This window comes from Streptomyces sp. NPDC026417, assembly GCF_055567695.1.
Window position 1 is genome coordinate 18930 of sequence record NZ_JBVHPY010000010.1, and the last position, 12304, is coordinate 31233.

Consider the following 12304-nt stretch of genomic DNA (forward strand, 5'->3'; position numbering starts at 1 on the left):
CGGACGGGCCACGTCGGTGAGCGCGGCAACGCCGGACGCACGTGCGCGACGCCGTCGAGTGGCACGGCGCACGGGCTCCCCTCCGCAGCCACGTGGCCGGACGGGCCACGTCGGTGAGCGCGGCAACGCCGGACGCACGTGCGCGACGCCGTCGAGTGGCACGGCGCACGGGCTCCCCTCCGCAGCCACGTGGCCGCCACGTCGGTGAGCGCGGCAACGCCGGACGCACGTGCGCGACGCCGTCGAGTGGCACGGCGCGTCAGCTTCCCTCCGCAGCCACGTGGTCGGGCGGCACGGCGTGCGCGCGGCCCCCGCGGCCACCGGCCGGACGGGCGACGCCGGACGCACCCGCACGAGGTGACGCCGGGTCCGAAGGGCGCCGCTGCCCGGCGCCGAGGACCCCGGCAGCCCCGTTCCGCCCTCCGCGGCGGCCCCGTACCTTTGCAGGGGTGAGCACCCTCGAGCGCACCCGGTGCAGACTCCGAGCCCACCCCCTCGCCCTGGACGCGGCCCTGGCCACCGGCGTCCTGAGCTGCATGGTGGCGGGCTCCTTCGTCGACCCGCACGGCGCGCACGGCGCGACCTGGGGGGCCCGCTCCCCGGGCGCCCTCAGCCTCACGCTGATGGTGCTCGGCGCGGCCGCCCTGGTCTTCCGCCGCCGCGCCCCGATGACCGTCCTGGCCGCGACGGTCGCCGTCACCCTGGTGGAACTGGTCACCGGAGACCCCCGGGCGCCCGTGGCGATGTCCGCCGTGGTCGCGCTCTTCACCGTGGCGTCGGCGACCGACCGCCCCACCACCTGGCGCGTCGGGCTGCTCACCATGACCGTGCTCACCGCTGCGGCGATGCTCGCGGGCCCGCTGCCCTGGTACGCCCAGGAGAACCTCGGCGTCTTCGCCTGGACCGGGATGGCCGCCGCCGCGGGCGACGCCGTACGCAGCAGGCGGGCCTTCGTGCACGCCATCAGGGAGCGCGCCGAGCGTGCGGAGCGCACCCGTGAGGAGGAGGCGCGGCGGCGCGTCGCCGAGGAGCGGTTGCGCATCGCCCGCGACCTGCACGACGTCGTCGCGCACCACATCGCCCTCGTCAACGTGCAGGCGGGCGTCGCCGCGCACGTCATGGACAAGCGGCCCGACCAGGCCAAGGAGGCGCTCGCCCACGTCCGGGAGGCCAGCCGGTCGGCGCTCAACGAGCTGCGGGCCACCGTCGGGCTGCTGCGGCAGAGCGGTGACCCCGAGGCCCCCACCGAACCGGCTCCCGGCCTGAACCGGCTCGACGAGCTCGCCGACACCTTCCGCAACGCCGGACTGCCGGTGGAGGTCGCGCGCGCCGACCACGGCACCAGCCTGCCCGCCGCCGTCGACCTGGCGGCGTACCGGGTCGTCCAGGAAGCGCTGACCAATGTGCAGAAGCACGCGGGCACCTCGGCGAAGGCCGAGGTCAGCGTCGTACGCGTGGGACCGAACGTCGAGGTCACGGTGCTCGACGACGGGCCCGGGCAGGACGGACCGGCGGACGGCGGCGGCCACGGCCTCCTCGGCATGCGCGAGCGGGTCACCGCGCTGGGCGGCACCTGCACCGCCGGTCCCCGCTACGGCGGCGGATTCCGGGTGCATGCGATCCTTCCGGTCAAGAACCGCACGTCCGTCACGGGGGACCCCGCATGACCATCCGCGTCCTGCTCGCCGACGACCAGGCCCTGCTGCGCAGCGCCTTCCGTGTCCTGGTCGACTCCGAGCCCGACATGGAGGTGGTGGGAGAGGCGTCCGACGGCGCCGAGGCGGTGCGGCTGGCCCGCGAGGAGCGCGCCGACGTGGTGCTCATGGACATCCGCATGCCGGGCACCGACGGACTGGCCGCCACCCGGCTGATCAGCGCCGACCCGGGTCTCGCCCACGTCCGCGTGGTGATGCTGACGACGTTCGAGGTCGACGAGTACGTGGTGCAGTCGCTGCGGGCGGGCGCGTCCGGGTTCCTCGGCAAGGGCTCCGAGCCCGAGGAACTGCTCAACGCCATCCGGATCGCCGCGGGCGGGGAGGCGCTGCTCTCTCCGACCGCGACCAAGGGGCTGATCGCCCAGTTCCTCGCGCAGGGCGACCCGTCGGACGACGGACGCGACCCGGCCCGCTCCGAGCGGCTCGGCACGCTCACCGGGCGCGAGCGCGAGGTCCTGGTCCAGGTGGCCGGCGGGCACTCCAACGACGAGATCGCCGAGCGGCTGACGGTGAGCCCGCTCACCGTGAAGACGCACGTCAACCGCGCCATGGCGAAACTGGGCGCCCGCGACCGGGCACAGCTCGTCGTGATCGCGTACGAGTCCGGGCTGGTACGTCCGAGGGTGGACTGAGCCGCGCCGCGGTGTACTGCGCCCGCAGTAGGCGCGGGATAAGGAAATGGACCTGGGGGCTACGGATCGGTCTCCCGCGATGGCTCAGGGTGTGAGGTGGAGCGCTCACACGTGCCCCTCCTGCCGCTCACACCACAGAAGAGAGACCTGCCACCCATGTCCTGGCTGTCCAGATTCAGCCTCGCGCAACGGGCCCTGATCGGGCTGATGTCGATCATCGCGATCGTCTTCGGAGCGATCGCGATCCCGCAGCTCAAGCAGCAGCTGCTGCCCACCATCGAACTGCCCATGGTGTCCGTCCTGGCGCCGTACCAGGGCGCGTCCCCGGACGTGGTCGAGAAGCAGGTCGTCGAACCCATCGAGGACAACCTCGAAGCCGTCGACGGGATAACGGGCGTCACCTCCACGGCGAGCGAGGGCAACGCCGTGATCATGGCGTCCTTCGACTACGGCAACGACACCAAGCAGCTCGTCGCCGACGTGCAGCAGGCCGTCAACCGCGCCCGCGTCCGGCTTCCTGACGAGGTCGACCCGCAGGTCGTCGCCGGTTCGACCGACGACATGCCGACCGTGGTCCTCGCCGTCACCTCCGGCCGGGACCAGCAGGCGCTCGCCGACCAGCTCGACCGGACCGTCGTACCGGCGCTGAAGGACATCGACGGCGTCGGCCAGGTCACCGTGGACGGCGTCCGCGACGTCCAGGTCACGGTCACACCCGACGACCGGAAGCTCGCGAAGGCCGGGCTCACCCCGGCCGCGCTCGGCCAGGCGCTGCGGGCGGGCGGCGCGACCGTCCCCGCGGGCTCCTTCGACGAGGGCGGCGCCAACCGCACCGTCCAGGTCGGCGGAGGCTACACGTCGCTGCAGCAGATCAAGGACCTGAGGGTGACCGGCGAGGGCGTCCGGAAGCCGGTCCGTCTCGCCGACGTCGCCACCGTCGGGCAGGAGCAGGCGAAGGCCGACTCCATCACACGGACGGACGGCCGGCCCAGCCTCGCGGTGATGGTCACCATGGACCACGACGGCAGCGCCGTCGCCATCTCCGACGCGGTCCGGGACAAGCTGCCGGACCTCCGCGCCGACCTGGGCTCGGGCGCGACGGTCACCGTCGTCAGCGACCAGGGCCCGGCGGTCTCCAAGTCCATCAAGGGCCTGACCACCGAGGGTGCGCTGGGTCTGCTCTTCGCGGTCCTCGTCATCCTGGTCTTCCTGGCCTCGGTCCGCTCGACGCTGGTCACCGCGGTCTCCATCCCGCTGTCGGTGGTCCTGGCGCTGATCGTCCTGTGGACCCGCGACCTGTCGCTGAACATGCTCACGCTGGGCGCGCTCACGATCGCCATCGGCCGGGTCGTCGACGACTCGATCGTGGTCCTGGAGAACATCAAGCGCCATCTCGGCTACGGCGAGGAGCGCGAGGCGGCGATCCTCGCGGCGGTGCGCGAGGTCGCGGGCGCGGTCACGTCGTCCACCCTCACCACGGTCGCCGTCTTCCTGCCCATCGGTCTGACCGGCGGCATGGTGGGCGAGCTGTTCGGGTCCTTCAGCCTGACGGTCACGGCGGCCCTGCTCGCGTCGCTGCTCGTCTCCCTGACGGTGGTCCCGGTCCTGTCGTACTGGTTCCTGCGGGCACCCAAGGGCACCCCGGCGGACGCCGAGGAGGCGCGGCGCGCGGCGGAGGAGAAGGAGGCGCGCAGCCGTCTCCAGCGTTTCTACGTCCCCGTCCTGCGCTTCGCGACCCGTCGCCGGCTGACGAGCGTGGCGATCGCGGTCGTCGTCCTCGTCGGCACGTTCGGCATGGCCCCGCTGCTGAAGACGAACTTCTTCGACCAGGGCGAGCAGGAAGTCCTCACGATCAAGCAGGAGTTGAAGCCGGGCGCCAGCCTGGCGGCGACCGACGCCGCGGCGCGGAAGGTCGAGAAGATGCTCGACGGCGTCGAGGGCGTCAAGGACTACCAGGTCACCATCGGCTCCTCCGGGTTCATGGCGGCCTTCGGCGGCGGCACGGACACCAACCAGGCCTCCTACCAGGTCATGCTGAAGGACTCGGCGTCGTACGAGGACGTCCAGGACCGCATCGAGAAGGGGCTCGGCGAGCTCTCCGGGACCGGTACGACCACCGTCGCGGCCGGTGACGGCTTCGGCAACCAGGACCTCAGCGTGGTCGTGAAGGCGGCCGACGGCGACGTCCTGCGCAAGGCGGCCGAGCAGGTCCGCGCCGAGGTGGCGGAGCTGGACCATGTCACGGACGTCACCAGCGACCTGTCGCAGAGCGTGCCGCGGATCTCGGTGAAGGCCAACTCCAAGGCGGCCGCGGCCGGATTCGACGACAGCACCCTCGGTGCCGCCGTCGCCCAGGCGGTCCGGGGCACCACCAGCGGCAAGGCGATCCTGGACGACACCGAGCGGGACGTCGTCATCAGGTCGGCGAAGCCCGCCGACACACTCGACGAGCTGAAGGACCTGCGGCTCGGTGCCGTGAAGCTCGGCGACATCGCGACCGTGAAGCTGGTCGACGGGCCGGTCTCGATGACCCGGATCGACGGTCGGCGGGCGGCCACCATCACGGCGAAGCCGACCGGTGACAACACGGGTGCGGTCAGCGCGGACCTGACGGCGAAGCTCGACAAGCTGAAGCTGCCGGCCGGCGCGACGGCGGAGATCGGCGGGGTCTCCCAGGACCAGGACGACGCGTTCGCCTCCCTGGGGCTCGCCATGCTGGCGGCGATCGCGATCGTCTTCATGCTGCTGGTGGCGACGTTCCGCTCACTGGTCCAGCCGCTGATCCTGCTCGTCTCCATCCCGTTCGCGGCGACCGGTGCGATCGGTCTGCTGGTCGCCACCGGTACCCCGATGGGCGTTCCGGCGATGATCGGCATGCTGATGCTCATCGGCATCGTGGTGACCAACGCGATCGTGCTGATCGACCTGATCAACCAGTACCGCAGGCAGGGGCACGGCGTCGTCGAGGCCGTGGTGGAAGGCGGCCGGCACCGCCTCCGTCCCATCCTGATGACGGCCCTGGCGACGATCTTCGCCCTGCTCCCGATGGCGCTCGGCGTCACCGGCGAGGGCGGCTTCATCGCCCAGCCGCTGGCCGTGGTCGTCATCGGCGGCCTGATCACGTCGACCCTGCTGACCCTCCTCCTCGTCCCGACGCTCTACGCGATGATCGAACTCCGCAAGGAGCGCCGGGCCGCGAAGAAGGCGGCGAAGCGCGAGAGGAAGGGCGGCGTCCCGCCGCAGTCCGGGGCGCCGGCCGGCGCCGAGGAACCGGAACCCGCGCAGGTCTGACCGCCGCCGGGCACGCGACCGGCCACCGCACGGGAACGGGGTGCCCCTCCAGCAGGGGGGGCACCCCGTCGGCGTAGGTGCTGCGGGCGCTACGGCAGAGCCAGCATCCGCTCCAGCGCCAGCTTCGCGAAGGCCTCCGTCTCCTTGTCCACCTCGATGCGGTTGACCAGGTTGCCCTCGGCCAGCGACTCCAGGGCCCAGACCAGGTGGGGGAGGTCGATGCGGTTCATGGTCGAGCAGAAGCAGACCGTCTTGTCGAGGAAGACGATCTCCTTGCCCTCGGGGGCGAACCGGTTGGCGAGCCGGCGGACCAGGTTCAGCTCGGTGCCGATGGCCCACTTCGAGCCGGCCGGGGCCGCCTCCAGCGCCTTGATGATGTACTCCGTGGAGCCCACGTAGTCCGCGGCGGCCACCACCTCGTGCCGGCACTCCGGGTGCACCAGGACGTTCACGCCGGGGATCCGGGCCCGTACGTCCTCCACCGACTCCAGCGAGAAGCGGCCGTGCACGGAGCAGTGCCCGCGCCACAGGATCATCTTCGCGTCGCGCAGCTGCTCGGGGGTCAGCCCGCCGTTCGGCTTGTGCGGGTTGTAGAGGACGCAGTCGTCGAGGGACATCCCCATGTCGCGGACGGCCGTGTTGCGGCCCAGGTGCTGGTCCGGCAGGAACAGCACCTTCTCGCCCTGCTCGAACGCCCAGTCCAGCGCCTTCTTGGCGTTCGACGACGTGCAGATCGTGCCGCCGTGCTTGCCGGTGAACGCCTTGATGTCGGCCGAGGAGTTCATGTACGAGACGGGCACGACCTGCTCGGCTATGCCGGCCTCGGTCAGCACGTCCCAGCACTCGGCGACCTGTTCGGCGGTCGCCATGTCGGCCATGGAGCAGCCGGCGGCGAGATCGGGCAGGACCACCTTCTGGTCGTCGGAGGTGAGGATGTCCGCGGACTCGGCCATGAAGTGCACACCGCAGAAGACGATGTACTCGGCCTCGGGGCGCGCGGCCGCGTCCCGGGCCAGCTTGAAGGAGTCGCCCGTGACATCCGCGAACTGGATGACCTCGTCGCGCTGGTAGTGGTGGCCGAGCACGAAGACCTTGTCCCCGAGCTTCTCCTTGGCCGCGCGGGCGCGCTCCACCAGGTCCGGGTCGGACGGGGAGGGCAGGTCGCCGGGGCACTCGACGCCGCGCTCGCTGCGCGGGTCGGCCTCGCGGCCGAGCAGCAGCAGGGCGAGAGGCGTCGGCTGTACGTCGAGCTCCTGGGGCTGGGCGGTGGTCACCACACGCACCCTTTCTGTTCTGCGGCTCGCCGGACCGTGCGTAGCGTCCCGGCGGGACATGTGGGACAAGCCTTCTCGTCGAAATGACGCTATCTATGATAACCGCTTCACGTCATATTGACGATGCCCATAGCGTCGATGTGACGTGAATCCCGGCGGGGGTTGTCCACAGCCGCTGTCCGTGCCCTGGCGCATGTGCGAGCATGAAGAGGAGAGAAGCGAAAAGACACGCATCGGCCCGGAATGAATCCGCGGCCCCGCCGGTTGCAACCGTCGGCAAGCAGTCTCCGTACAACCCGGGAGAGAAGCAGATGTCCGTATCGGACGAGACCACCACCGTGAGCGACGGCATCATCCTGTCCGACGCCGCCGCGGCCAAGGTCAAGGCCCTGCTCGACCAGGAAGGCCGTGAGGACCTGGCGCTGCGCGTCGCCGTTCAGCCCGGCGGCTGCTCCGGCCTGCGCTACCAGCTCTTCTTCGACGAGCGCTCCCTCGACGGCGACGTCGTCAAGGACTTCGACGGCGTCAAGGTCGTCACCGACCGCATGAGCGCGCCGTACCTGGGCGGTGCCTCGATCGACTTCGTGGACACCATCGAGAAGCAGGGCTTCACGATCGACAACCCGAACGCGACGGGCTCCTGCGCCTGCGGCGACTCCTTCAGCTGAACGGCCCTCCGGCCGGGCACAGCCGGCGGTGCGGCTCGTTCGTACGCCAGGACACATGACGAAGGCGGCGTCCCCCTCGGGGAGGGACGCCGCCTTCGTGTGTCCGCGGCATGCTCCCGCGGCCCGCGGGCGTCAGCGGGGAGCGGCGGCGCAGCCGGGCGTCACCGGGGTTCCGCGCTGCCCTCGGGGGTGGTCACCCTGCCCTGGTGGATCGCCTTGCCGTCGGTCCCCACGACCTTCCGGCCGTCGAGGGGTTCGTCCAGGTGCACCGTCTGCCGGAAGACCTTCGCGATCAGGATGCAGGCCTTGCCCGGGTGCGGCTTCTCGGTCACGGTGACGGTCACCTTCCCCGACGTCTCCTTCGCGTCGGCCGAGTAGTCGGCGCACACCCCGCCCGTGAAGCTCACGGTCAGGTCCTTGCCGTCGGCGGTGTAGCCCTGGACGTGGACATCACGCGGGGCCGGCGTCGAGGTCGGCTCGTCGCTCGGGGCGCTCGGCCGCGGACTCGGCTGCTCGGTCGGGCTTCCCGCGGGGTCCGGCGAGGTCAGGAAGCGCGGGTCGACGGCCGGATGCGTCACGGTGAACCCGTCCTCGGCCCCCTTGGTCCGCACCTCGAACAGCCAGGACGGCACCAGCGTCTGACGTCCGTCCACGAAGTGCGAGGCGAGCCCGAAGACGGCCTTCTCGACGGCCACGGACTGCCGCCGCGGCGTCGCGGTCGCGCCCTCGCACGGCGCCTCGTCCCGGTCCTTCAGCGGTACGGGGCTCGCGCAGCCGCCGATGCCCTTGCGGCCGGCGCCCTGCGTCGACCCGTTCATCAGCTCCAATGTCCGCTCGGCCCCGATCACGGGATACGTGTCGCCCTTCACCGGCGCTTTCAGCTGGCCGCTGCCGCCCACCACCTGGCTGTCCCGGCCCACCTGGATGCCGGTGGTCCAGCCATAGGTCGGCAGGTCACCGACCCGCGGATCCGCGTTCACCACCCGGACGGCGCCCATGAGCTGACGCGCGTCCAGCTTCGCGTCGTCCTGGCCGACGGCCTTCAGGACCGGCGCGGCGGCCTTCCGGGCGGCGGTCTCGCTCACGGCGTCCCCGTCGGAGGCGCCGGAGCCGCTCCCGCACACCGTGGCGCTCTTGCAGTCGTCGGTGCCGGGTGCGTACCGGCTGAACGTCCAGGTCCCCGGGGCCCGCTTGTTCACCTGCAGACTCGGCCCCGAGCCGTCCTTGCCGGACCCCGCCTTCCACGTCTCGCCCGTGAGCCGCGGAGTGTCCCGCAGACCGAGGGCCTTTGCCAGCCGCGCCACCTCGCCCTCGGTGACCTCGCCCGTCGCCCGGTAGACGGGGGCGGAGTCGGGGCCGTCGGGAAGCTCGCCGTCCGCCCGGTAGGTCACGCCGTAGGGGTCGGGCTCACCGGGCGCGATGCCGTTCGTGTCCCCGCCGTCACCCGAGCCGCCCTCGGTGTAGCCGTCGAGAGCCAGTGGCGGGGGAGCGCCGTCGCCTCCGGGGGTGGCGGAACCGGTGCGGTCGGTCCCGCCGTCGGAGGCGGTCGTGGCGACGTACGCCCCGCCGCCCCCGACCAGCAGCACGGCGGCCGCGACCGAGACGACGGCCACCGGGGAGTGCCGGCGGCGCGGTCCGGCCGTTCCGGCGGCGCCCTCGGTGGGTTCGGTCGCGTCGTTGTCGGGTCGCTCGGTGCTCACCGCATCGCTCCTTCGGCTCCGCTGCTGTCCCTGATGACCCGGCCCTGTCAAAATCCGGGTGCTCAGGGGTCGTATACCCCGTCCCCTCCACGGGGGACGGCGATGAGACGCAGCGGGGGAGCGCGCGGTTCCCCTGTGGGCGCCGGGGCCGCGCTCCGGCCCGGAACCGGCCGGTCCCGTCAGTCGCCGTAGTCGGACATCGCGTCCAGGAGCCGGGCGGAGGCGGAGGGGACGGTCACGCCGTGGATGAGGGACGGGGAGACGGGGAGGGGGGTGGCGTGGTCGGGCGCCGCCCAGTGCCGGACCATGCGGGCGCAGTCGCCGCGCAGCGACGCGAGGTCGCCTTCGAGGTCGAGCGGAGCGGAACCGTGGACCTTGAGGTTCGTCATACCGGCACCGTATGCACCGGGAGGTCACGAAGAAAGATCTACTATCGGGTAGTTTTGCCCGCTTCAGGGTCGCCGGTCCACCGGGTAGCGTGAACCGTCATCCCCTCCCTCCCGCAGGAGCGTGTCCTCGCCGTGCGTATCGCAGTCACCGGCTCCATCGCCACCGACCACCTCATGACCTTCCCCGGCCGTTTCGCCGACCAACTCGTCGCGGACCAGCTGCACACGGTCTCCCTCTCCTTCCTGGTCGACAACCTCGACGTGCGCCGGGGCGGAGTGGGCGCGAACATCGCCTTCGGCATGGGTCAGCTCGGTACCGGGCCGATCCTGGTCGGCGCCGCCGGCTCCGACTTCCACGAGTACCGCGCCTGGCTGGACCGCCACGGCGTCGACACCGGTTCCGTCCGTATCTCCGAAGTGCTGCACACCGCGCGCTTCGTCTGCACCACCGACGCCGACCACAACCAGATCGGCTCCTTCTACACCGGCGCGATGAGCGAAGCCCGCCTCATCGAACTCAAGGCCGTGGCGGACCGGGTCGGCGGCCTCGACCTCGTCCTGATCGGCGCGGACGACCCCGAGGGGATGCTGCGCCACACCGAGGAGTGCCGTTCCCGCGGCATCCCCTTCGCCGCCGACTTCTCGCAGCAGATCGCCCGGATGAACGGGGACGAGATCCGGATACTGCTGGACGGCGCCACCTACCTGTTCTCGAACGAGTACGAGAAGGGGCTCATCGAGTCCAAGACCGGCTGGACGGACGAGGAGATCCTCGGCAGGGTCGGCCACCGGGTGACGACCCTCGGCTCGCGCGGCGTGCGCGTCGAGCGGACCGGCGAGGACCCGATCGAGGTCGGCTGCCCCGAGGAGGAGCGCAAGGCCGACCCCACGGGCGTCGGCGACGCGTTCCGGGCGGGCTTCCTCTCCGGTCTCGCCTGGGGCGTCTCGCTGGAGCGCGCCGCGCAGGTCGGCTGCATGCTCGCCACGCTGGTCATCGAGACCGTCGGCACGCAGGAGTACCAGCTCCGCCGCGGCCACTTCATGGAGCGCTTCACCAAGGCGTACGGCGACGAAGCGGCCGCCGACGTCCAGGTGCACCTCGTCTAGTACGGGCGGACGCGGCCCCGCCGGGTGACGGCGGAGCCGCGCCGGACGCCCCGGTCCCGGCCCGCGCCTCCGGCGGCCGGGCGGGGTCGCCCACGCGTCACGTCAGCCGGCGGACCACGTAGGCCGAGCCCACGTCCGCCGGCTCCTCGCCGACGAACTCCTGGCCCCGCATCTCGCACCACGCCGGGATGTCGAGCCGCGCCGCCTCGTCGTCCGCCAGGACCCGGACCGTGCCCCCGACGGGGACGTCGCCGATGACCTTGGCCAGTTCGATGACGGGCACCGGGCAGCGCCGGCCCAGCGCGTCCACGACGACCGCGTCGGACGCCGACGGCGTCTTCGTCGGCTCCGCGGGCGCCCCCAGCTTCTCCCGGACCGCGGAGACGGTGCCCGGCAGCACGGACAGGAAGCGCTCGACCTCCTCGGACGAGGTGCCCGGCGGCAGCGACACCCGGACGTTGCCCTCGCTGAGGACGCCCATCGCCTTCAGCACATGGCTCGGGGTCAGCGTGCTGCTGGTGCACGAGGAACCCGACGAGACGGAGAAGTCGGCCCGGTCCAGTTCGTGCAGCAGCGTCTCTCCGTCGACATAGAGACAGGAGAAGGTGACGATGCCGGGCAGCCGGCGCACCGGGTCGCCGACCACCTCCACGTCCGGGACCAGAGCGGGCACCCGGACCCGGATCCGTTCCGTCAGCTCCCGCAGCCGGACCGCCTCGGCGGCGGCCTCGGCGCGCACGGCGCGCAGCGCGGCCGCCGCGGCCACGATCCCGGGGATGTTCTCGAACCCCGCCGCCCGGCCCGACTCGCGCTCGTCGGCGGGGCCTTGGGGCGCGAACCTGACCCCTTTGCGCACGGCGAGCAGGCCGACCCCCGAGGGACCGCCCCACTTGTGGGCACTGGCGGCCAGCAGGGACCAGGGGCCCTCCACCGGTCCCCAGCCCAGCGACTGCGCCGCGTCCACCAGCAGCGGCACACCCGCCTCCCGGCACGCCTGTGCGACCGCGGCCACCGGCTGCTCCGTGCCCACCTCGTGGTTGGCGGACTGCAGACACGCGAGCGCCGTGTCGGGACGCAGCCCGGCCGCGTACTCCTCGGCGAGGACGGCCCCGGTGCGCCGGACCGCGACCCGGGTCACCGTCCCCCCGTCCGACTCGTGGAGCTCCGCCGAATGGAGTACCGAAGAATGTTCGACCGCTGACACGATCAGGTGGCGTCCGACGCGCCGCCGCCCCGCGAGGGACCCCGCGATCCCGGAGTGCACGGCGCGGGTCCCGGACGAGGTGAAGACCAGTTCGTCCGGACGGCAGCCCACCGCGTCGGCGGTCGCCTCGCGGGCCGCGTCGAGCAGCAACCGGGCGCGCCGCCCCTCGCGGTAGAGCCGGGCGGGGTCGGCCCACCCCTCGTCGAGGGAGGCCTGCAGGGCCTGCCGGGCGACGGGATGCAAGGGTGCGGACGACGCGGCGTCGAAGTAGGACACGCTCACACGCTAACCCCTCCGGCCCGGCCCCGGAGAGGGCGTCAGAAA

The 12304-nt window shown here is 72.3% G+C and carries 9 protein-coding genes; 5 read left to right on the forward strand and 4 right to left on the reverse strand.

Features of this window, described 5'->3' with window-relative positions:
- The first annotated feature begins 449 nt into the window (after positions 1-449).
- From ACZ4NT_RS17495 to ACZ4NT_RS17505, 3 genes are all read left to right on the forward strand, one after another.
- Positions 450-1667 (forward strand): sensor histidine kinase, encoded by a 1218-nt coding sequence (locus tag ACZ4NT_RS17495; RefSeq protein ID WP_121403452.1) that lies wholly within the window; start codon positions 450-452, stop codon positions 1665-1667.
- Positions 1664-2347, forward strand: a complete 684-nt coding sequence (locus tag ACZ4NT_RS17500; RefSeq protein WP_121403453.1) for a response regulator transcription factor — start codon at positions 1664-1666, stop codon at positions 2345-2347. Before ACZ4NT_RS17495 ends, ACZ4NT_RS17500 begins: the two co-directional genes overlap by 4 nt.
- A 156-nt stretch (positions 2348-2503) precedes the next feature.
- Positions 2504-5638 carry an efflux RND transporter permease subunit gene (locus ACZ4NT_RS17505; RefSeq protein ID WP_467726156.1) on the forward strand — a complete coding sequence of 1045 codons (3135 nt, stop codon included), beginning with the start codon at positions 2504-2506 and terminating at the stop codon, positions 5636-5638.
- 89 nt (positions 5639-5727) lie between these two features.
- Here the strand turns inward: ACZ4NT_RS17505 and nadA are convergent, their stop codons facing one another.
- Complete coding sequence (nadA, locus tag ACZ4NT_RS17510; protein WP_121404766.1) at positions 5728-6912, reverse strand: quinolinate synthase NadA; 1185 nt, start codon at positions 6910-6912, stop codon at positions 5728-5730.
- Between the two features lie 311 nt (positions 6913-7223).
- Here nadA and ACZ4NT_RS17515 point away from each other — a divergent pair, with 311 nt between their 5' ends.
- Positions 7224-7580, forward strand: a complete 357-nt coding sequence (locus ACZ4NT_RS17515; RefSeq protein ID WP_010987443.1) for an iron-sulfur cluster assembly accessory protein — start codon at positions 7224-7226, stop codon at positions 7578-7580.
- A 161-nt stretch (positions 7581-7741) separates the two neighbouring features.
- Here the strand turns inward: ACZ4NT_RS17515 and ACZ4NT_RS17520 are convergent, their stop codons facing one another.
- Positions 7742-9280: a hypothetical protein gene (locus tag ACZ4NT_RS17520; RefSeq protein WP_467726158.1), complete on the reverse strand. Its 1539-nt coding sequence runs from the start codon at positions 9278-9280 to the stop codon at positions 7742-7744.
- A gap of 179 nt (positions 9281-9459) precedes the next feature.
- Complete coding sequence (locus ACZ4NT_RS17525) at positions 9460-9669, reverse strand: hypothetical protein (RefSeq protein WP_121403456.1); 210 nt, start codon at positions 9667-9669, stop codon at positions 9460-9462.
- Positions 9670-9801: 132 nt separating this feature from the next.
- Here ACZ4NT_RS17525 and ACZ4NT_RS17530 point away from each other — a divergent pair, with 132 nt between their 5' ends.
- The gene (locus ACZ4NT_RS17530) at positions 9802-10776 is read left to right on the forward strand and encodes a carbohydrate kinase family protein (RefSeq protein WP_121403457.1); all 975 of its coding nucleotides are present in this window, start codon (positions 9802-9804) and stop codon (positions 10774-10776) included.
- Between the two features lie 97 nt (positions 10777-10873).
- Here ACZ4NT_RS17530 and ACZ4NT_RS17535 read toward each other — a convergent pair whose 3' ends face one another.
- Positions 10874-12256, reverse strand: coding sequence for an aminotransferase class V-fold PLP-dependent enzyme (locus ACZ4NT_RS17535; protein WP_467726160.1), 1383 nt, complete (start codon positions 12254-12256; stop codon positions 10874-10876).
- Between the last annotated feature and the right edge of the window lie 48 nt (positions 12257-12304).

Bases quoted from the DNA above. Each gene is read 5' to 3' on its own strand.
- ACZ4NT_RS17500 (WP_121403453.1), top strand. From the start codon at position 1,664: ATGACCATCCGCGTCCTGCTCGCCGACGACCAGGCCCTGCTGCGCAGC.
- ACZ4NT_RS17505 (WP_467726156.1), top strand. From the start codon at position 2,504: ATGTCCTGGCTGTCCAGATTCAGCCTCGCGCAACGGGCCCTGATCGGG.
- ACZ4NT_RS17515 (WP_010987443.1), top strand. From the start codon at position 7,224: ATGTCCGTATCGGACGAGACCACCACCGTGAGCGACGGCATCATCCTG.
- ACZ4NT_RS17525 (WP_121403456.1), bottom strand. From the start codon at position 9,669: ATGACGAACCTCAAGGTCCACGGTTCCGCTCCGCTCGACCTCGAAGGC.